Source organism: Paenibacillus sp. FSL W8-0439, assembly GCF_038008995.1.
GTDB classification, from domain to species: domain Bacteria; phylum Bacillota; class Bacilli; order Paenibacillales; family Paenibacillaceae; genus Paenibacillus; species Paenibacillus polymyxa.
This window is the reverse complement of sequence record NZ_JBBPAK010000001.1, coordinates 4,298,869-4,319,900: the sequence shown is the minus strand read 5'-3', so window position 1 is coordinate 4,319,900 and position 21,032 is coordinate 4,298,869. Positions and strand designations below refer to the sequence as shown.

The window sequence follows — 21,032 nt, the reverse complement described above, 5'->3', positions numbered from 1 at the left end:
AATTTAGTGGGTACTCAAAGGAAAGCTACATTCCTTGTCGAATAGTTCCGATAGAGACTATATAGATAATAGATACATAATGGATGACGTGGAACAAGAAACTAATTATATAGTGGTAGGTGAGAGGAATGGGTTTTCGGAAAAAAGAGGGGAATACAGCAAAAAGGCAACCCAAGAAAAAGGATCAAATGAAAGGTTTAAAAGGAAGAAAAGTAACAACGGATAAAGGGGAGGAGACGGTTGTGATGTCTTCGAAGGGTACTCCCTGGGTAGCTGAGGTCTTACGTAAATGCACAAACAATTTAAAGCGTTTACTTAAGCCTGAAAGATACAGTAAGGATTTTATGCATTTAGTCAAAAACTATAATCCGATCCGTTCGGTTGGGATGAAGTTGTTTCTGATCTTTTTTGCGGCCATTATGTTATTTGTGGTCAGCTTGGGAATGCTCTCGTACTACAGAGCTAAAAGCACGATTGAGCAAAATGCAGCTACAGCGTATCAGCAAACGGTTCAGCAAACTTCGGAAAAGCTTGATATTATTTTAGAGCGCTTTCAAGACACATCGACACAGGTATTTTTCGATACTGAATTAAGTGATCAGTTGCAAAAGGCTGTAAAGCAAGATAAAAATCCCTTTGCATCTTTTGTTGCTATGGGAGAAGTAAACAAGAAATTAACCAATATTGCTTTTACAAATAAAGCGATTGATTCATTGTATTTGTACCCGGAAGAAACCAGTTTAGCTGCAATGGGTACCGGAACACAAAAGGATGTACGGCAGGAAGCATGGTTTAAGGATATTTTGAAAAACAAGGGAATGGTTTGGCTACCTACGCAGGTGAATGACAATGGCAGCAAGACCTTTCGTCTGGCACGATCCATGAACAGCATGTCCGGGTTGGGAGGGACTTATGTTCTGGTTATGGATTTAAAGGCCAGTGCGGTGGAGGACGAGTTGAAAGGTGTTAATTTGGGCTCAGGCAGTATGATTAGCCTTGTGACAGACAAGGGGGAGTTTGTAGGTTCTAACAATGAGAGCTTGGCCGGGGGAAAGACAAAGCTGGATTACGTTTCCAAGCTTGAAGGGATCGAAGGAAATCAAATTATGGAGCAGGTAGCAGATGGCAAAGAGCAAAGTGTGCTTACGGTTCATAATACACTGGGAACTTCCAAATGGATTCTCGTGGGTGTAGTACCTGTATCTGAGCTGGTGAGAGACGCTAAGGGGATTCTAACTACGACATGGGTATTTGCTGCGGTGGCTGCACTCATTGCATTGTTCATCGGCCTGTGGATCGTGCGCCTCGTGGCTCGTCCACTGACACACCTGAAGGATTTAATGATTGAAGGCGCCAAAGGCAACTTGCAAATCCGAACCAACTATAAGGCTCAGGATGAAATTGGGCAGTTGTCCGCTAGCTTTGATACAATGATGGAGCAAATTACACTGCTGGTAGAACAGACGAATGCATCAGCACAGGAGGTACTGAATACAGCGACGGAACTGAGTGATGCCTCGAAGAAGACAGCCGTTTCAGCCAAAGAAATTGCAGCTGCGACGGAAGAGATTGCTCATGGTGCCACCAGTTTAGCAACAGAGGCGGAACGTGGTAGCGGATTAACGGGGAATATATCCCAGCAAATGGATACGGTTATGACTTCTAATTATGAAATGAGTCTGGTCGCACAAGAAGTTGAACAGTCCAGTGAAAAAGGGACAATTCAGCTGAAAAATCTATTGAGCAAGACTAAGGTTACGGAAGAAACTACGCATGCTTTGGTAGGCAAAGTAGATGAACTGAAGAAGACAACTTCCGATGTCTTTAAGGTGCTGGACGTATTGCAGGATATTGCTAAACAAACGAACATTCTATCCCTGAATGCGACGATTGAAGCGGCACGAGCAGGGACAGCCGGGCGTGGTTTTATGGTGGTTGCAAATGAGGTCCGTCAGTTGGCAGAACAATCACGTCAAGCCATTCGTACAGCTACAGGTATTACGAATAATATCGTCAATGAGATGAATGAAACGGTGCAAGCGTTATCTGAAGTGTACCCGCTGTTCCGGGAGCAGATGGGAGCCGTACGAGAAACGACGGACATTTTCCAATCGGTGCAGCAGCAAATGGGCGAGTTCGCGCTTCGGTTGGGAACAGTCACCGCCTCCATTCATCATCTGAGTGAATCGCAGACTACTTTGTCTGAGGCAATGACCAATGTTAGTGCGGTAGCCGAGCAATCCTCTGCTACTTCGCAGGAAGTCGCTTCTCTCAGTAATGAGCAGGCCAATATCGGTAATCAGCTGGTAGGCTTGTCTGATAAGCTGGAAGGAGTTTCAGTGAATTTGAAAGAACAGCTTTCAAGGTTTACAGTGTAGGTGTTGTAAAATCAAGGTTATCAGGGAAATCTCTTGAGAAGGAAAGCAGATTATGAATACAAACACAAAGTGGGCCTGGGTGGTTCTAGCCATTACTATTTTTATAACGGTCTATTATTCGTTAGATGAAATATTAGGTTGGAGCCCATATTCATCACTAGATATCCAATAAATTTGGTAACCCATTCAACATTACATGTTGAGTGGGTTTTCTTTTTCCATCACCGGACATACTACTGGAAAAATGATGAAAGAAGGATGAATGTGTCTAGGCGTCATAGCAGTTTCATTCGTCAACGTCGAATTGCATATATAGCCCTGGGGATCATGGTATCGCTACTGATTTTATGTTTCCGACTGGCTTGGATTCAGGGAACAGCAGGCATTCATTTGTCATTTTATGGGGGGCATTCGCTTAAAGAAATGTCAGTACGTCAGCGACAGGAAGGAATCGCTATTGATACAGGGCGTGGACAGTTTACGGACCGACACGGGCAGCCCTTGACTGGAGGAGTCGTATGGACGCCAGTGCTTTTTCCCGATGTAGATGGCCGAGCAGCTTCGCATGGACAGGAACTGGCCAAGTTATTGCATACGAGTAAAGGGCAACTGTTGACGCAATGGAAGGGACTGCAATCTCCGCTCATATGGAGGGATGGACGTGGAGAGCCTGTACAAATCCATCCGAATGAAGCGGGCAGACTGCTGAAGTTAGCCCCTTCGCTCATAGAGCTTGTACCGTATGCGCAACGTTATAGGGACTTGCCCAATGGCAGACAATGGCTTGGTTTTATGTATGAACGTGGTGAACGAGCAAGTGAACTGCCGATGGGGGCAGCTGGCCTGGAAAGAACGTTAGAGCCGCTGCTAAGCGGCGTTGGTGAGACATTCGTCTCTCGGTTTGTAGATGCCCAACGTCGTCCATTGACTCATGTCCCGCTTCGTGTCAGTGCTCCATCCAATAGTCACTATCCATTACAGGTGCAGACTACAATTGATCTCCCGTTGCAGGAACAGATTGAGAAGCTGACAGAATCTAACCACTTGGCAGAAGGAGCAGTCGTTGTGCTTGATGCAGGCAACGCGGATGTGATGGCGATGGTGTCTCGTCCTTTCTATAATCCCGCTCATGTTGATCCGCAGCAGAAAACAGACTGGTCTAATCGTGCTCTCAAAGCAGTAACGCCTGGTTCAATTTTTAAGTTGGTTACGGCTGCGGCTGCACTTGAATCAGGTGTGGTTCAACCGCAGGAGCAATTTCATTGTCATGGAGCCTATGGCAAGTACGGCTTGTCATGCTGGAAAAAAGAAGGACACGGAACCCTGAACCTGGAGGAAGGGCTTGCCGTATCCTGTAATAGTGTGTTCGGCCATCTCGGCGAACGGCTTAACGCCGAGCAAATTCAGGCCGTAGCCTCTGCACTAGGATTGAGTCGAACCGTGGGCTGGCAGGACCGGGATCTGGCAGGACTACCTCAATTCAGGCCGCTAGATCACGAAGAAAAGGGAGCCGTATTCGGCTCCCATACGAATGCATCTGATCCAGGCGTACGTGTGCAGACAGCTATCGGCCAGCGTGATGTGCTGGTGACGCCTCTCCAAGCAGCTAATCTCATCGTCACCTTGCTGCACGATGGTCAAGTACATGCACCGCGCATCGTAAAACGCGTCAGCTACGCAGACGGAAGCACCTTGCTGGAGCTACCTGCTCACGCTGCTCCTTTACCCCAAGGCAGCCGCTCGATTCGCACATCCACGGCTCATATGCTGCGTGAAGCAATGGAACAAGTTGTGACACACGGTACAGGTGCCTCCTTGCGTAACAAAACCTGGAAGCTGGCCGGTAAATCGGGTACGGCCCAAGCTTTAAAAAACGGTCGCCCCATAAATCACCAGTGGTTTATTGGTTACGGTCCGATAGAGCGGCCACGTTATGCGGTTGCCGTTCTTGTGCAAAATGCTTCAACGCATGCTGCAAATCAGGCCACAGCACTGTTCGGCCAAGTCATGGATCTGCTAGCTCAATCCTCTTGAGTCCTGCGAGTAGCTTCACGCTCTTCCTCCTGAATTTTGACGATAAAAGGAGGTTCGTCAAATTCCTCAGTCGGAAACCGAATCCATTGCTGCAAATAACCTTGCTGCCACAATTCCTTGAGCAAAATGATCAGAATGGGGGATAGGATTAATCCGGCCAATCCGAAGATGGATAACGATATAATGGCAAAGGAAAGCATTAGATAGGCAGATGAGACGCCGATGGAATTACCAGTAATTTTGGGCTCCGCCAACTGGCGCACAATCACGGTGACAGCCATGACAATAAGCAAGCCTACGGCCAAGCCGGTATTCCCCGTGATGAACAAATACACTGCCCACGGAATAAAGATAACAGGCACACCCAACAACGGCAGAATATCAAACAAAGCTGCTACGAGCGCCAACGATAGGGCATTATCTACTTGCAAAATGAGTAAACCTATAAATACGAGCACAAAGGTAATTCCTACCAGTAAGGCTTGAGCCTTGAGAAAGGCGGAAATGGCTTTAAGTACATGATTTTTTAGAAAAAGGTACGCCGTTTTTAGTGTCTTCGGTGTTTTACTGCGGGCAATTCCTTTCCAGAGATTAATTTCCATACTCAAAAAGAACGCTAAAATGATGGCAACCGCAAAGTTGCCCATAAAAACAGTGAAAGAGCTGAGAAATTGAATGAAAAAAGATAACCCTAGCTGTGCCCATTTCGTAGCAATGGTGGTAGCAGTCGCAAAATAATCATTTACACGTTCGGTAACACCCGGAGGCAAGGCAGCAATTTTATCTTGAGAAAGATGAAGAATCCGCGTGAATTCCGTTTGGATAATCTGGGTATAATGTGGGAGGTTTTGCGCGACTTTTGTAAATTGAGTAACCAGGATCAGGCCCAATCCGAAAAAAATAGCCAGTAATAAGATGATAAACAGCAATACGGAGAGTGCAGAGGCAAAAGGCTTTTTCATGCCTTTGCGATGAAAATAACGGGCAGCAGGTTCAATGCACCAAAACACGACGAATGAAAGGAACACAGGTGCGGCTAGCTGATACAGTTTGCTGGATACGAACATAATTAAATACACAGTTAATACGATCAGACCGATATCAAAAACAGTACGCCAATATTTTTTGTACAATGGAAGCATATGTATACAACGACTCCTTTAAGATTTTTATTTATTGTACACTAAATTGAATCTCAATGCTGACCAGTAGCAATGGCAAAATCTCGGCATGCTTACATCATTGTGATAACATATAAGTAAGTGAGTTTTCCTCAGGAGGCCTGCTTGGAAGTTCAGAATAGAAAAGTGGGGATAAAACGTGCAGACTTTGCTGTTATGGATGTTTTACATTTCAACTTTTTATGCTTTTATTCCGGCGCTGGTGAGTCGTATATTTGGTTTCCGGGTGTTTAGGCGTGGCAAAAGTGACCAAGAATATGCGCTAACCTTTGATGATGGTCCTGATCCAGTCTATACACCACAGTTGCTCGATTTACTCAAGCGTTTTGATGCCAAGGCTACTTTTTTTGTTGTAGGGTTGAATGCCGAAAAACACCCTGAGCTTCTGAAGCGCATGCATGATGAAGGTCATCTGATCGGTATTCACAATTATGTGCACAAATCGAATTGGCTTATGCGGCCTGTTACTGTTAGAAGACAAATTGCCCAGACAGAGTCAGTCATTCGTCGCGTAACTGGCGAAGGAACGACCTTTTATCGTCCACCTTGGGGGATTGTGAACTTTTTTGATATTTCCAAAAACAATGGTCGTCGAATCGTATTATGGTCCTCTATGTTTGGTGACTGGAAGGCCAGCATTGGAGCAAAACAATTAGCAGAAAGAATGCTCAAAAAGCTGAGGGGTGGCGAGGTGATGCTGCTCCATGACTGTGGTACGACATTGGGGGCAGACGTAGAAGCGCCACAGAATATGCTCATTGCGCTAGAGAAGCTATTGAGGGTCGCCCAGGAACGGCAATTACGCAGCGTCCGCGTGGATACATTGTTTTGCCGTCAATCTGGCTATCATTCCACTGTCTCCTGCTTGTCCAGTACAGATTGGATGAAAAAAACGATGGTATTCGGATGGCTACAATACGAGCGCCTTTTTCACGCCTTGTTCCGCCTTCGTCCTGTTAGCAAGGATAACACGATCTTTTATTATCGTCGCCGTATCTATCATGGACCCAATATTAACATGGAGAATGGTAGGTGGCTGGAAAAAGGGGATCCCATAATTGAGCTTCATTTTGACAATAAAATGTTGTTTCAATTGGGATCGTCGGCAAAGTCCTTGGTACATCTAGCGATTCAATTGATTCGAGTTGTGAAAAGGCAACTGCCTGATCTTACTCAACGGGTTGTACATGATTCTGGTATGAAGGGTGTAAAGGCGATCTATGCAGTAAGTATGATTCATCGAGGACCTGAAAAATTAGGCTTTCAAGTTCGGGAGCTTCCCCAAGGACTGTTTAAGCATGTATCTACTGTATATTTAAAGCTGTTATTTCGTATTATCCATCCTTCGGGTTCAGAACAATTGAATGAAAAAAAAGAGGTCATGATACCGAAATTAATCGTGATGCCCATTGATACCTTGTTTGATCGTTTCCAACCGGGAGATTCGCACCGGGCAGACCAGGCTTTTGATCCAACTGATCAAAGGGATGTTGTTCATACACTCAACAGTGAAATGATAGAAGAAGGTGACCCTATGTATGCTTCGATTAGGGCTTCACAAACAGCGGATACAGGATCAAGCAGTTGACCTAATAAAAAAAGCCACTCGATCCTTTTGTAGGGGTCGAGTGGCTTTTTAGTAGTTCATATAATAATCTATATTGGCAAAGCACTTAGATTTTCATAATTCCGCCGTTACTTGCGTTCGTCACCAGCTTGGAATAACGGGCCAGGTAGCCTGTCTTTACTTTCGGCTCGAAGCCTTTCCAATTGGCACGACGACGGTCGAATTCTTCGTCCGTAATGTGAAGCTCAATCTTACGATTGTTCAGGTCTAGCTCAATGATATCGCCGTCCTCAACAAAAGCGATAGGTCCGCCTTCTGCTGCTTCGGGGGAAATATGACCGATGGAGATACCACGGGAAGCACCTGAGAATCGTCCGTCTGTAATCAGACCAACCTTGGCACCAAGCCCCATGCCCACGATTTGTGAAGTCGGAGCGAGCATTTCAGGCATACCAGGTCCGCCCTTAGGACCTTCATAACGAATAACAACAACATGTCCTTCGGCAATTTTACCGTTAGCGATGCCAGCCAGTGCATCTTCCTGTGAATCAAAGCAGATGGCAGGGCCTTTGTGATAACCGCCAACAGAAGGATCAACCGCACCGACTTTAATAATGGAGCCTTGTGGTGCCAAATTGCCGAATAATACAGCTAGACCGCCGCGCTCGGAATAAGGGTTGTCCAATTTGTGGATGACGTTAGTGTCCAAAATTTCCTGACCCTCTACGTTTTCACGAAGGGTTTTCCCAGTTACAGTAATACAGTCACCATGCAATGCGCCCGGTTTCTTCAATAGCTCATTCAGCACTGCGCTTACGCCACCTGCATTATGAACATCCTCAATGTGATAGTCGGAAGCAGGTGCCAATTTGGACAAATGAGGTACACGGTTCGCGACTTCATTGATGCGTTCGATAGGGTAGTCAACCTCAGCTTCATGGGCAAGTGCCAATGTATGCAATACGGTATTCGTAGAACCACCCATTGCCATATCCAGTGCAAATGCATTATCAATGGCTTCTTTAGTCACGATATCACGTGGTTTGAGATCGAGCTTAATCAATTCCATCAATTGGCGTGCAGATTGTTTGACGAATTCTTTGCGTTCTTCTGCTACGGCGAGAATGGTGCCGTTACCTGGCATAGCAAGTCCCATCGCTTCTGCGAGACAGTTCATAGAATTCGCTGTGAACATTCCTGAACAGGAGCCGCAGGTTGGACAGCCGTATTGTTCTAGCTCAAGCAAACTTTGATCATCGATTTTGCCCGCCTGGAATGCACCTACACCTTCGAAGACGGAAGTCAGGGAAATAGAGCGTCCGTTCTTATCTTTACCAGCTTTCATAGGACCGCCGCTGACGAAAATAGTCGGAATGTTAACACGCAATGCCCCCATCATCATACCAGGGGTAATTTTATCGCAGTTAGGAATACATACCATGCCGTCAAACCAGTGAGCGGAAACGACAGTTTCCAAAGAGTCTGCAATAATTTCACGACTTGGCAGAGAATAACGCATACCGATGTGTCCCATGGCAATGCCGTCATCTACACCAATAGTGTTAAATTCGAAAGGTACACCGCCTGCTTCACGAATGGCCTGCTTGACAATTTTGCCAAATTCCTGCAAATGGACGTGGCCCGGTACGATGTCAATATACGAGTTGCATACCGCAATAAACGGTTTGTCAAAATCTTCTTCTTTGACGCCCGCTGCGCGCAGCAAGCTGCGGTGAGGAGCGCGGTCAAAGCCTTTTTTAATCATATCGGAACGCATTTTCGTCTTAGCTGTCATGATGCTGGTTTCCCCCCAAAGTATAAAAATGGTATGGCGTTCAATGAACGCCGTAATAGCGCAGATGTTTTCTAAAGAGTCTATCATAGTTGTGCGCATATTTCTACATATATGAGGATTTTGAAAAAAGTATAGAAGTGTTCTGTAAGCAACAATATATAGATAGGAACAGTTTTATTTATCTATATATTGCATCTGTAAGGATTTGAATTGGATTCTTCAAAACTCTGATATCCTGATATATTAGCCTATCGGATAAATAGGAAAAGCCCATTCCGTAATAAACGGAAGGGCTCAGGCTTGTTTTTATGTTAAAGGGGGGTGGAATATAAAACTATATTTTAATTTCTGCCACCTTTACGACCGATGTCTCTATAGAAATTTTTGTCATGCGACTCAGCTGTAGCATCGCCGCCCTTTTTGCCGATTTCCTGATAAAACTCTTTATCATGTGAGTTTGCGGTTGCTTGTCCGCCTTTCTTGCCAATCTCCTGATAAAATTCCTTATTGTGCTTCTTGGAGGTAGCTTCCCCACCCATACGGCCTGCTTCTTCGCGACTCATTTTACCCTGATTTTGATTACGTGCCATTACAAATCACTCCTTATTAAAAAGTTGTTTTTTGTTGCGCGTATCATTTACTTACCACATCTTGCCTGTATGAAACAGGCACTATGCGCGAAGTAAAGAGGGGGAAACCCACTTCCATTCTCGTCTGTAAGTGGGTTGTCGCGTGCTGATGTGAAATATAAATGGATAAAAAGTTACGCAGACCGTCTAAAAAGATAAGGAGCGGGCTTCAACATCCACTCTACCTGTGGCTCAATCAGAGGCCGTGTTGCAGTTCGAACCCAAGGCATGGTCAACAGACAGCACAGACCTGTGGCGCACACTAGAATCAACATGACTTCCACAGGAGTATCTATATACTCGTAGACCCCCTTTGCAACAACGGAACGGACGATTAAGCCATGCAGCAAAAAGACATATAATGTACGTCGTCCCATCTCGGTTATACGTCCTGTGACGGCTGGAACAAAGCTTAGAAACGCCATAGATGCTATCCATTGAACTCCATAAATGCCGATACGGTAAATCCCTGCGTACCATTCGGTATGGCCCAGTTCACCATAAGTCATGTTGCCATATAGCCAGCCTGCCGGGATGCCAAAATACGACGTTCCCGCCAGTACCATAAGTAAAAGAGATACAATACCAGCGATGATACGGACAGGTGTTGTGAAGAAGCGTCGAACGTCGGCATAATTCAAATGATAACCTGCTACAAAGTAAGGCAAATAAACAAAGGTTCTGCATACGCTTAGCCATATACCGTCTACGGGGAGATATCCGACAAGGATACCCAGTAGCACGGATATGCCCAGTTGGAAGACTGGTGGTATTTTCTGAAAAGATAGCAACAGCAGTCTCCAGCAGATGTGGCTGGCAAGGAACCAAAGCAGCAGATAAGGAGCAAAAAAAGAATGATGGATATGGGGAACGTGAAAGATTACGACATCCAAAATTGAATAAAGGGATTGGAAAATCAGATATTGCATACCGATCTGAAGCAGAACCTTTTGTCCTGCGAGACCCGTCAAAGTGGTTTTGGCAAAGTAGCCTGTAACGAGTACAAACAACGGCATATGAAACATGAATATCCAGCTGAACCATTGTTGGGCAAGATGAAGTGAACCGACTAATGGCTCCAGGGCGTTTCCTGCAAATACGCATATAATCAACAGAAATCGCAAATTGAGAAAAAAGCTTTCCCCTTGTACATCATGGCTTGTCGTCATGTGTTTCCCTCCGAACGGCTTCTGCCGACTAAACTATTTAAAAAATAATTCTTTACATGGAACAAGGTACGATACTCTGGATTGTAACATTGTGATTTTATTCACAATAGTAAGCGTTATCATGTCCTTTTTATGTGGCGAAAGCTTGAACACGGAATAAAGATGGGCTTATGTCTGGAAACGTGTGCTAATTTGACCCTGTACAGGCAACGATGTTACCCTAACAAGGTTATAGTTATGCTAACAAATACAGCGACACCATTTAGATTCAAGTTACGAATCACGAGGTACGAAAGTCGAAAGGAACTTATACGATGAGAAGAAGAACAAGAAGATCATACAACTCCTATGGAACACGCGGATCTCGGAAAATATGGAAAATTCTTTTAGGCATCCTAATTGTCATCGTGCTAATCGTGGGTTGGGGAGCATGGAAGGTATTTACGCCTTATCAGCCTGACGAGACGGCTGCTGCTGCATTAGCCGAAATAGCGGATACTGTGAAAGTAAATGAGCAAGAGCATTGGTTAAGTTTTGAGCCTGCCAAAAGAAGTGGATCAGGAGTCATTTTGTACCCAGGAGCGTTGGTTAAACCCGAAAGCTATGCGCCCTTGGCACGCCGTCTGGCAGAAAAGGGTCATCATGTGATTATTGTAAAAATGCCACTGAACCTTGCATTGATCTCACCGGATTTGGCGAATGAAGTGCTAAAGGCGTACCCGAAGGAAGTCTTTGTTATTGGCGGACATTCGTTAGGTGGTGTGATGGCGGCCCGATATGCAGCTGCACATCCTGATCAGGTTAAAGGTGTATTTTTCCTTGCTTCCTACCCGGATAACAAGGGTAATTTAAAGGATAAAAATCTGCCAGTGATTTCTCTACTAGGAAGTGATGATGGAGTCATCCAGATGAAAAATGTCCAAAGTGGGAGAACTTATTTACCTGCCAACACGCTGTATTTTACAGTCGAAGGGGGGAACCATGCCCAATTTGGCAGTTACGGTGCCCAGAAAGGGGATAACCCTGCGAAAATTAGCGCCGTTGAGCAATGGAATCAGACGGTAACGGCTTTACAGGACTGGATGAAAGAGAGTGTAGATTCAGCTTCTAAGAACCCGTAAAGGAGGTGTGATGCATGTCTGAGCTGATCGTGCAGGGGAAGCGATACTCATGCCGTGGCATCTTATTCGATAAAGATGGCACACTACTGGATTTTATTCAGTTATGGGGCCCTTGGGCTCGTTCTATACTGGATATGATGGAGCAGCATCTTGTCGTGGCGGGAGCCGGTTTTACGATGGAAAAAGGGAACATTCTAGGCACTGTTCACGATCAGGAGGGACGTGTGATCGGTTACGATCCTTCTGGTCCGCTGGCAATGGGGACGGTGGATGAAAGTACAGGTGTGCTGGCTTGGCAGCTTTATACTGCCGGTGTCCCGTGGAATGAAGCTGTGCGGCTTGTCCGCGAATTTAATAAAACAGCGATGGCTGACGTCCGCCGACATCGGGCAGCGAAGGTGTTTCCGGGGTTGCGGACCTTATTGGAGCAGAGTCGCCGTGCCGGATTGAAGCTGGCGGTTGTGACCTCTGACAGTACAGAGGCTGCACAAGAGCATCTGGAGTGGATGGGGCTGACATCCTATTTTGACGAGATCATCGGACATGATAGGGTTACATACGGCAAGCCTGACCCGGAAATGGCTGAAAAAGCTTGCGCGTTACTAGGACTGTCGCCAGCGGACGTGGTAGTGATCGGAGACAGTAATGGGGATATGCAGATGGGCAAGCGTGCCGGAGTACGGCTAGCCATTGGATTTGCTCCGGAACCGGAGCGTTCCGGTCATTTGCTGGATGCGGATAAGGTGGTTCGTGGATATAAAGAGCTGGAGGTGCGTAGAGCATGAAAGTTAATACGTTGGCGGATTGGATACAGCAATCGCAGAATATTGTTTTTTTCGGCGGAGCAGGGACATCGACGGAAAGTGGTATTCCAGATTTTCGTTCAGCAGCAGGCTTGTATCAGAGCGAGGAAAAATTACCTTATTCTCCCGAGGTTATGCTTAGCCGCTCTTTTTTTGTGAAGCATCCTGAAGTATTCTTCGGTTTCTATCGCAGCAAAATGCTGCATCCCGATGCGAAGCCGAACGGCTGTCATCATTTCCTCGCGTCTTTGGAAAAGCAAGACCGTCTTAAAGCGGTTGTGACGCAAAATATTGACGGATTACACCAGGCTGCAGGGAGTATGAATGTAATGGAGCTTCACGGCTCGATACATCGCAACTACTGTATGGAATGCGGCCGCTTTTACGGTCTAAATGAAGTGATGAACAGTTCCGAGATTGTACCTAAATGTCCGTTAGATGGAGGAATGATTAAACCGGATGTCGTTTTATATGAGGAAGAGTTGAATCAAGATACCCTTATGCAATCCATTCAGGCCATTTCTCAAGCAGATCTGCTGTTAATTGGAGGAACGTCACTAACAGTCCATCCTGCGGCAGGCTTGATTACTTATTTTCGCGGAAAACATACAGTGCTGCTGAATACAGACCCCACCTCATATGATCACAAGGCGGATCTTTTGATCACCGAACCGATCGGTAAGCTTATGGAAAAACTTGCTCATCAATTGGGCTTGTAATCGTTTTCTTGTCAACGCCCGGATAAAAGCGCTATGATGATGTTGTGATGAACATAACAATGTTTCGAGAGAGGCTGTGATAGCATGGTTTATTTAGCTGGCGAAGATCGTTATGAAAGTATGAAATATAACCGTACAGGGAGATCGGGTCTTAAATTGCCCGCTATTTCGCTGGGCTTGTGGCACAATTTTGGCGGGATTAACAACGCGGAGAATGGTCGCAGCATGATTACTCGCTCCTTTGATCTGGGCATTACGCATTTTGATTTAGCTAATAACTATGGTCCTCCTGCAGGTTCAGCTGAGGAATTTTTCGGACAAGTGTTAGCCAGTGATATGAAACCGTACCGGGATGAATTGGTCATCTCTACCAAAGCAGGCTACCATATGTGGGCAGGTCCTTATGGTGACTGGGGATCTCGTAAGTATATGATATCCAGTCTGGATCAGAGTCTGAAGCGAATGGGGCTGGACTATGTCGATATATTCTACTCTCACCGCTTCGATCCGAATACGCCGCTGGAAGAAACGATGGGAGCACTGGATCATATCGTACGTTCCGGTAAAGCGCTGTATGTGGGTGTGTCTAATTATAGTGCAGAGCAAACGGCAGAAGCAGCTCGTATTTTGAAGGAGCTTGGCACACCGATGTTGATCCATCAGCCGAGATACTCTCTGCTTGACCGCTGGATTGAAAATGGATTACAAGATGTACTGGACGAAAACGGGATAGGCAGCATTGCCTTTTGTCCACTGGCTCAGGGACTGCTGACCAATAAATATTTGAACGGAATTCCCGAGGATTCACGTGCAGCAAGCACATCGGTTTTCCTGAATGAGAACCATGTGACGCCTGAAACTCTTCGCAAGGTGCGCGCCTTGAACCAGATGGCTGCTGCACGTGGACAAAGTTTGGCTCAATTCTCACTGGCATGGGCTCTACGCGGTGAACGTCTGACCTCTGTCCTGATTGGGGCTAGCCGTGTAAGCCAAATCGAAGAAAATGTTGAAGCCTTATCCAATCTGGAGTTTTCACAGGAAGAGCTGGACCGGATTGATTCGATTCTAAATGCTGGGAACGGACAAGACGGCGGCACAGCCTAATGATTAAAGGCATTTCGGAGTCATTGACCTAATTTCACATTCTCTTATACGATATATACTTAACAGCCCGCATTCGCTTGAAGGATGCGGGCTGTTTGTTATTGGCAGAGAGCTAGGGAAACCTGCTAAAGCTTACTTTACAACTGAGGATACTGCTTAACCTTGCTCCGGTACTCGGTTGGAGACTGACCACAGAAACGTTTGAATTGACGTGAGAAGTATAAAGCATCGGTTAAACCTACAGATGCAGCCACTTGCTCGACCGACAGCTCAGGACGTTCACGTAGCAGTTGACGTGATTTGTCGATCCGTAGCTTAAGCAGATAGGTGACGGGGGAGGCGCCCGTTTCCTTTTTGAATATTCGTGATAAGTATGCACGGTTATAACCAAGCCCTTCAGACATTTGCTCAATGGATACGGGATGTGCGTACTGAGTGGACATATATTGAACCATTTGTTTGACTGTTCGTCGAATTTGCGAATCCGCCCCAGACGGATCAGTCCAGTCACTCAGGTAATTACTTGCTTCCCCCATAATTAGGTACAAGTAGCCCAAGGCTGAGAGATGAGAGCTAGATTTTCTGCTGTAAAAGGCCAATTGCATTTGTTCCAGATAACCGGGAATAGGACTTTGATCAACAGCATGGAAAACAGGCTGATGAACACGCAGTCCTGCCTCTTGCACCACCTGCTCCGTATGGTGTCCGGTAAAGGCAGACCAACGATAGCGCCACGGTTCCTCATCATCAGAGGTATAGCTCACCAGCTGACCGGGATGAATAAGGAAAAAATCGTTTTTTTTAAGCTGATATGTGTGCTGTTCTGTTCGAAAGATGCCTTTGCCCGACTCTACAAAGTGGAGCAGATAGTAATCATAGATTTTCGGCCCAACGGCATGACCGGATTTGGTCTGGCTCTCTCCTGCAAAAAGCACATGCAGCGGGCTATTTTCGTAAAACACCGGATTAGAGGCGACAGCATAACTATATGAATGCGCTTGCAAAATAGAGTCATCCTTCCTGCATTTGTGAATAGTTTAGCGGATGCGGTATACTTACATTGTACATGTCCAAGTCACATTTATCCATAGCTTAAACACATGGATGCATTACATTGTGTGACGCTTTCATTTATACTGAAATCATAAGAGATGTCAACCTGATTAAGATATTACAGGGAAATCAGGGAGACTTTTACTAACGGTGAATGAGGTGGATGCGGATATGAACTCTACTGAATTAAAGAAACATTTTATTGAAAAATATGGTGAAAGCAGCAATGAACTGCTGATATTTCATGCACCTGGGCGCGTCAATCTGATTGGAGAGCATATCGACTATAATGGTGGTTATGTACTCCCGGCTGCGCTGGAATTTGGTACGACGCTGATCCTTCGTGCGCGCAATGATGACCAAATTCATTTTGCTTCGACAAACCTGTCGTACGAAGTGTCTATCCCCCGCGGAGAGATAGGTAAAAGCAAAACGGATGAGTGGGTGGATTATCCGGTGGGTGTGCTGGTGGAGTTGGCTCAAAAGGGAGTGTATCCTTCTAACGGATACGATCTGCTCTATCATGGAGAAATACCGAACGGAGCTGGGTTATCCTCCTCAGCCTCGATTGAGGTCGTGACAGGATATGCATTCCTGACTACAGAAAAGCAGAAAACCGACACAGTCGAAATTGCTTTGTTATCCCAGCGCGCAGAAAACAATTACGTGGGTGTCAATTGCGGCATTATGGACCAGTTCGCTGTAGCGAACGGAGCGGCTGATCATGCAATTCTGCTGATGTGCGATACGCTGGAGTACCGTAAAGTGCCATTCCGCACGGGAGCTTATAAGCTTGTGATCGGCAATACAAATAAGCGCCGCGGTTTGGTGGATTCAGCCTATAACGAGCGTCGCAGTCAATGTGCGGAAGCACTGTCCATTTTGCAGCAGCAGGAGTCGTCATTGGAATACCTTGCACAGCTGGATGAGGCTCGCTTTGGAGAGCTTCAGCATCATATTGCAGATGAAACAGTTCGCCGCCGGGCACAGCATGTGGTGGAGGAAAACGCTCGTGTGCTGGCCTCTGTCGAAGCTCTTGCGGCGAATGAACTTGCAGCTTTCGGTCAGCTAATGAACGCTTCTCACGATTCATTACGTGACCTGTATGAGGTCAGCTGCACCGAGCTGGATGTTATGGTGGAAGAAGCACGACGCATTCCTGGCACGCTGGGTGCTCGCATGACAGGGGCTGGGTTTGGAGGTTGTACGGTTTCATTGGTTCATGAGGACGATGTGGAACGTTTTGTGAAGGAAGTCGGCGAAGCTTATCAGACCCGTACAGGGCTGGAAGCCAGCTTTTATGTATGCAAGGCAGGAGACGGAGTTAAAGAACTGAAGGAGGACGAATAACATGGCCATTTTAGTCACAGGTGGAGCTGGATATATCGGTTCACATACCGTAGCAGAACTGTTGGATCTGGGAGAAGAAGTTGTTGTGCTGGATAACTTGCAAACCGGACACAAAGGAGCATTACTTGGAGGCAAGTTGTATGAAGGTGATTTGAGAGATAAAGAACTTCTGTCCAAACTGTTCTCTGAAAATAAAATCGACGCTGTTATTCATTTTGCAGCCAACTCGCTGGTTGGGGAAAGCATGCAAAATCCTGGGAAGTATTATGACAACAATGTATTTGGTACGTTGAGCTTGCTGGAGGCGATGAAAGATGCTGGCGTAAGCAAGATCGTATTTTCCTCGACTGCCGCTACTTATGGCGAACCGGAAAAGGTGCCGATTGAAGAAGGTGACCGTACTGAGCCAACTAACGTGTATGGTGAAACAAAGCTGATGATGGAGCGCATGATGTCCTGGTTTGATAAAGTATTAGGCATCAAATACGTGTCTTTACGGTATTTTAATGCGGCTGGTGCCCATGAGAGCGGCAAAATCGGTGAAGATCACCGACCAGAAAGCCATCTGATCCCATTGGTGCTCCAGACAGCATTAAAACAGCGTCCACATATCGCTGTGTTTGGTGAGGATTATGCGACACCTGATGGTACGTGTGTCCGTGATTACATTCATGTAAGTGATTTGGCGGATGCTCATGTGCGCGCAGTGAATTACTTGCGTGAAGGTAATGACAGCAACATATTCAATCTGGGCAACGGGCAGGGCTTCTCTGTGAAGGAAGTTATTGAAACGGCACGCAAGGTTACTGGACTCGACATTCCAGTTGTGACAGAACCCCGCCGTGCAGGCGATCCAGCAATATTGGTTGCATCTTCTGACAAGGCCCGTTCGGTGCTGGGCTGGAGTCCAAAACGTACCCAGCTGGAGGATATTATTAGCGGAGCATGGGGATGGCATCAGTCGCACCCTCAAGGCTACGGCGACGAATAGACGGGAGACGATGACATATGAGCGAGCGCCAATCTGTAGATAAAGGCCAAGACCGGGAACTTTCCCGGCACCTGGCCCATGACATCGACGAAACTGTACAGCAATCGGCTCTATATGCGGTGGAGCAACTGGTTGCATTCGCACATAAGAAGGGCTTGATTGGTCTGCAAGATACGGATTACAGTCGTAATCTGCTATTGGAGCAGTTCGGGTTTTCGGAGCCTTATTCCGGTGGGGAAGCAGGGGGCATTATTGCCCCCGAAGCTCTCCAGCCTGTGCTTAATGTATTGATAGATTATGGTTTTGCCATAGGGCTTATCCCTGAAAACACGGATACGTATCGTGATTTGCTGGATTCCAAAATCATGGGTCAGCTAATGGCGAGACCGTCTGAAGTCATCCGTGACTTTCATCAAACGGAGGCTGAACGTGGTATAGAAGCGGCTACAAATGCTTTTTATCAATTATCCATCGATTCGAACTACATTCGAATGGATCGGGTCGCCAGCAATGTGTATTGGAATCAGTCAACGCCTTACGGAGATATGGAAATTACGATTAATTTGTCCAAGCCAGAAAAAAGTCCCAAGGAAATTGCAATGGCGAAGCTTTTACCGCCGCCTGTTTACCCCAAATGTCAACTGTGCCGTGAAAACGTTGGATATGCCGGGAGGGTAAACCATCCGTCCCGCCAAAATTTGCGTATTATTCCGGTCGAATTGAATGGGGAACCGTGGTTTTTTCAATATTCACCTTATGTGTATTACAACGAGCATTGCATTGTGTTCCATCATGATCATGTACCTATGAAGCTTACAAAGGATACGCTGCGGCGGTTGCTGGCCTTTACGAAAGCGTTTCCGCATTATTTCATTGGCTCTAATGCGGATCTGCCTATTGTCGGAGGGTCGATCCTAACTCATGATCATTTTCAGGGTGGTCGTCATACATTCCCAATTGAAAAAGCGGATGTGGACGGCGTATACCATAATGAAGAGTTTCCGCAGGTTACGGCAGGTATTGTAAACTGGCCGATGTCGGTCATTCGTTTTACGTCAACAGATCCCGACGCACTGTTGGAGGCGGGGAATGCTGCTTTTGAAGCCTGGAAGGGTTATAGTGATCCATCGGTAGACGTTCTCTCTCATACCGAGCTGGAGGGGGAAACGATTCCGCATAATACAGTAACGCCGATTGTGCGCCGGGATTCTGAAGGAAGATATCAGATGGATCTCGTACTGCGGAACAATCGAACGAGTGAAGAATATCCGGAAGGTATTTTCCATCCCCATCGCGAGATGCATCATATCAAAAAGGAAAATATCGGTCTGATCGAGGTGATGGGGCTTGCCATCTTACCAGGTCGACTCAAGGATGAGCTGGATGGAATTGCTGATATCTTGTGTGGGGACGACGAATTGGCCGTGGCTATGCAGCAGGAAGGACATCCACTGTTTAAGCATGCAGACTGGATTTACCAGTTGAATACCCGGTTCGGTCGTCTGTCTGATAAGGAGACGGCTGTTCGTACCGTACAAAATGAGGTTGGACTGAAATTCAGTGAAATTTTAGAGCACGCAGGAGTGTATAAACGGAATCCATCCGGTCAGCAAGCGTTTGGCCGTTTTATGAAACAATTGGGCTATACCTTGGGAGAATAAAGTTGCTTATGTTTCCACATAATACAATACGAGAACCCTCCCAAGATGTGAAATGTAACCATACTCCTTAAGGAGTATGGTTTTTTTTCTGAAAATAAAGCAATTTGTTTCCTGTAACCATAAAGGTTATAATAGAGTAGTTTCTTAACATTAAACTTTAGAAATATTGGAGGCGAACGTTTGCGATGAAAGCATTCGAATTTTATAATCCTACACAATTGATCTTCGGTAAAGGACAATTGGAGGCTCTCAAGCGTGAAGTTCCTAAATATGGAAAACGTGTATTGCTTGTATATGGCGGCGGCAGCATTAAGCGCAGCGGTTTGTACGATAATGTAATAAAATTGCTTGGTGAAATTGGTGCAGAGGTAACAGAACTGGCGGGTGTAGAACCAAATCCTCGCTTGTCTACGGTACATAAGGGTGTTGAATTGTGTAAAACAAATCAAATCGACCTTGTACTGGCTGTGGGCGGTGGTAGTGTACTGGATTGCTCCAAAGCTATTGCTGTCGGTGCAAAATATGATGGGGACATGTGGGATTTTGCAGAGCGTAAAGCGGCTCCCAAAGCAGCCTTGCCATTAGGTACGGTTCTGACCATGGCTGCAACCGGCTCTGAAATGAACGCAGGTTCTGTTATTACAAACGAAAAAACTCAGGAAAAATTGGGCTGGGGTAGCGTACATGCGTTTCCTGCGTTTTCCATTCTTGATCCGGTGAACACATACTCTCTGCCACAAAATCAAACGGTTTACGGAATTGTGGATATGATGTCACATACGCTCGAGCATTATTTCCATTTGGAATCCAATACTCCGGTTCAATTGGGCTGGTGTGAAACGATTTTGCGTACGGTCATAGATGCGGCGCCGGGACTGGTTAACGATCTGGAAAACTACGAGCTGCGTGAAACCATTATGTATTGTGGTACGATGGCACTGAACGGCTTTCTGAACATGGGGCTGACAGGTGACTGGGCTACTCACAATATTGAGCATGCTGTGTCTGCTGTTTATGATATTCCGCATGGTGGAGGACTGGCTATTCTGTTCCCGAACTGGATGAAACATAACTTGCATGTGAAGCCTGAACGCTTCAAACAGCTGGCTGTGAATGTGTTCCATGTGAACCCAGAAGGTAAGAGTGATGAAGAAGTAGCGTTGGAAGGTATTCAAGCGTTGCGTGATTTCTGGAGCTCGATTGGTGCACCAAGCCGTCTGGCTGATTACGATATTGATGCGTCCCAAATTGATGTAATGGCTGATAAAGCTGTGAAATTCGGACCTTTCGGTGGCTTTAACAAGCTCAATCGCGAAGATGTAGTCGAAATTTACAAAGCATCCCTGTAAACAGCGGTTGGAGCATAATAGGCACGTTTGTGCGTCATTAGACGTACGAACGTGCTTTTTTGGGTTTAATTTGGAATATAGGAGGTAAATTTTGAAACTTTTTAAGGTTGAATACGTAAACATAGTTA

At 46.0% G+C, this 21,032-nt stretch carries 16 protein-coding genes; 11 read left to right on the top strand and 5 right to left on the bottom strand.

Annotated features, from left to right (window positions below):
• Positions 1-128 precede the first annotated feature (128 nt).
• A complete protein-coding gene (locus tag MKX36_RS18465) occupies positions 129-2,378 on the top strand; it encodes a methyl-accepting chemotaxis protein (protein ID WP_039276182.1) in 2,250 nt (749 codons plus the stop codon).
• Positions 2,379-2,636: 258 nt separating this feature from the next.
• On the top strand, positions 2,637-4,412 hold the full coding sequence (locus tag MKX36_RS18460; protein WP_340865294.1) for a peptidoglycan D,D-transpeptidase FtsI family protein: 1,776 nt from the start codon (positions 2,637-2,639) through the stop codon (positions 4,410-4,412).
• Here the strand turns inward: MKX36_RS18460 and MKX36_RS18455 are convergent.
• Entirely contained in the window at positions 4,400-5,554 is a 1,155-nt protein-coding gene (locus MKX36_RS18455; protein ID WP_044787255.1) for an AI-2E family transporter, read from the bottom strand. The two genes, MKX36_RS18460 and MKX36_RS18455, sit on opposite strands and share 13 nt — an antisense overlap.
• A gap of 178 nt (positions 5,555-5,732) precedes the next feature.
• Here MKX36_RS18455 and MKX36_RS18450 point away from each other — a divergent pair, with 178 nt between their 5' ends.
• The gene (locus tag MKX36_RS18450) at positions 5,733-7,181 is read left to right on the top strand and encodes a polysaccharide deacetylase family protein (protein WP_045244254.1); all 1,449 of its coding nucleotides are present in this window, start codon (positions 5,733-5,735) and stop codon (positions 7,179-7,181) included.
• Between the two features lie 85 nt (positions 7,182-7,266).
• Here MKX36_RS18450 and ilvD read toward each other — a convergent pair whose 3' ends face one another.
• From ilvD to MKX36_RS18435, 3 genes are all read right to left on the bottom strand, one after another.
• Positions 7,267-8,955, bottom strand: a complete 1,689-nt coding sequence (ilvD, locus tag MKX36_RS18445; RefSeq protein WP_016819075.1) for a dihydroxy-acid dehydratase — start codon at positions 8,953-8,955, stop codon at positions 7,267-7,269.
• A gap of 341 nt (positions 8,956-9,296) precedes the next feature.
• Positions 9,297-9,545, bottom strand: coding sequence for a KGG domain-containing protein (locus tag MKX36_RS18440; RefSeq protein WP_013372595.1), 249 nt, complete (start codon positions 9,543-9,545; stop codon positions 9,297-9,299).
• Positions 9,546-9,718: 173 nt separating this feature from the next.
• On the bottom strand, positions 9,719-10,753 hold the full coding sequence (locus MKX36_RS18435; protein ID WP_340865293.1) for an acyltransferase family protein: 1,035 nt from the start codon (positions 10,751-10,753) through the stop codon (positions 9,719-9,721).
• 314 nt (positions 10,754-11,067) lie between these two features.
• Here MKX36_RS18435 and MKX36_RS18430 point away from each other — a divergent pair, with 314 nt between their 5' ends.
• The 4 genes from MKX36_RS18430 to mgrA all read left to right on the top strand — a co-directional run bounded on the left by MKX36_RS18430 (position 11,068) and on the right by mgrA (position 14,500).
• Complete coding sequence (locus MKX36_RS18430) at positions 11,068-11,874, top strand: alpha/beta fold hydrolase (protein WP_017426732.1); 807 nt, start codon at positions 11,068-11,070, stop codon at positions 11,872-11,874.
• Between the two features lie 14 nt (positions 11,875-11,888).
• Positions 11,889-12,659, top strand: a complete 771-nt coding sequence (locus MKX36_RS18425) for an HAD family hydrolase (protein ID WP_017426733.1) — start codon at positions 11,889-11,891, stop codon at positions 12,657-12,659.
• Positions 12,656-13,396 (top strand): NAD-dependent protein deacylase, encoded by a 741-nt coding sequence (locus MKX36_RS18420; RefSeq protein ID WP_340865292.1) that lies wholly within the window; start codon positions 12,656-12,658, stop codon positions 13,394-13,396. Before MKX36_RS18425 ends, MKX36_RS18420 begins: the two co-directional genes overlap by 4 nt.
• Positions 13,397-13,480: 84 nt before the next feature.
• Complete coding sequence (gene mgrA / locus MKX36_RS18415) at positions 13,481-14,500, top strand: L-glyceraldehyde 3-phosphate reductase (protein ID WP_013372590.1); 1,020 nt, start codon at positions 13,481-13,483, stop codon at positions 14,498-14,500.
• 137 nt (positions 14,501-14,637) lie between these two features.
• On the opposite strand, the gene MKX36_RS18410 is transcribed toward mgrA, so the two are convergent.
• Positions 14,638-15,504 (bottom strand): AraC family transcriptional regulator, encoded by an 867-nt coding sequence (locus MKX36_RS18410; RefSeq protein ID WP_164964631.1) that lies wholly within the window; start codon positions 15,502-15,504, stop codon positions 14,638-14,640.
• A gap of 220 nt (positions 15,505-15,724) precedes the next feature.
• On the opposite strand from MKX36_RS18410, the gene MKX36_RS18405 reads away from it, so the two are divergent.
• The 4 genes from MKX36_RS18405 to MKX36_RS18390 all read left to right on the top strand — a co-directional run bounded on the left by MKX36_RS18405 (position 15,725) and on the right by MKX36_RS18390 (position 20,904).
• A complete protein-coding gene (locus MKX36_RS18405) occupies positions 15,725-16,903 on the top strand; it encodes a galactokinase (RefSeq protein ID WP_031462053.1) in 1,179 nt (392 codons plus the stop codon).
• A 1-nt stretch (position 16,904) separates the two neighbouring features.
• Positions 16,905-17,894: a UDP-glucose 4-epimerase GalE gene (gene galE, locus MKX36_RS18400; RefSeq protein ID WP_016819067.1), complete on the top strand. Its 990-nt coding sequence runs from the start codon at positions 16,905-16,907 to the stop codon at positions 17,892-17,894.
• 17 nt (positions 17,895-17,911) lie between these two features.
• Positions 17,912-19,555 (top strand): UDP-glucose--hexose-1-phosphate uridylyltransferase, encoded by a 1,644-nt coding sequence (locus MKX36_RS18395; protein ID WP_290409247.1) that lies wholly within the window; start codon positions 17,912-17,914, stop codon positions 19,553-19,555.
• 185 nt (positions 19,556-19,740) lie between these two features.
• Positions 19,741-20,904, top strand: coding sequence for an iron-containing alcohol dehydrogenase (locus MKX36_RS18390; RefSeq protein ID WP_016819065.1), 1,164 nt, complete (start codon positions 19,741-19,743; stop codon positions 20,902-20,904).
• The last annotated feature ends 128 nt before the right edge of the window (positions 20,905-21,032 follow it).

Coding starts and splice junctions, on each gene's coding strand:
- MKX36_RS18395 (WP_290409247.1), top strand. CDS start 17,912: ATGAGCGAGCGCCAATCTGTAGATAAAGGCCAAGACCGGGAACTTTCC.
- mgrA (WP_013372590.1), top strand. CDS start 13,481: ATGGTTTATTTAGCTGGCGAAGATCGTTATGAAAGTATGAAATATAAC.
- MKX36_RS18420 (WP_340865292.1), top strand. CDS start 12,656: ATGAAAGTTAATACGTTGGCGGATTGGATACAGCAATCGCAGAATATT.
- MKX36_RS18460 (WP_340865294.1), top strand. CDS start 2,637: ATGAATGTGTCTAGGCGTCATAGCAGTTTCATTCGTCAACGTCGAATT.
- galE (WP_016819067.1), top strand. CDS start 16,905: ATGGCCATTTTAGTCACAGGTGGAGCTGGATATATCGGTTCACATACC.
- MKX36_RS18440 (WP_013372595.1), bottom strand. CDS start 9,545: ATGGCACGTAATCAAAATCAGGGTAAAATGAGTCGCGAAGAAGCAGGC.
- MKX36_RS18390 (WP_016819065.1), top strand. CDS start 19,741: ATGAAAGCATTCGAATTTTATAATCCTACACAATTGATCTTCGGTAAA.
- MKX36_RS18430 (WP_017426732.1), top strand. CDS start 11,068: ATGAGAAGAAGAACAAGAAGATCATACAACTCCTATGGAACACGCGGA.
- ilvD (WP_016819075.1), bottom strand. CDS start 8,955: ATGACAGCTAAGACGAAAATGCGTTCCGATATGATTAAAAAAGGCTTT.
- MKX36_RS18435 (WP_340865293.1), bottom strand. CDS start 10,753: ATGACGACAAGCCATGATGTACAAGGGGAAAGCTTTTTTCTCAATTTG.
- MKX36_RS18465 (WP_039276182.1), top strand. CDS start 129: ATGGGTTTTCGGAAAAAAGAGGGGAATACAGCAAAAAGGCAACCCAAG.
- MKX36_RS18425 (WP_017426733.1), top strand. CDS start 11,889: ATGTCTGAGCTGATCGTGCAGGGGAAGCGATACTCATGCCGTGGCATC.
- MKX36_RS18405 (WP_031462053.1), top strand. CDS start 15,725: ATGAACTCTACTGAATTAAAGAAACATTTTATTGAAAAATATGGTGAA.
- MKX36_RS18455 (WP_044787255.1), bottom strand. CDS start 5,554: ATGCTTCCATTGTACAAAAAATATTGGCGTACTGTTTTTGATATCGGT.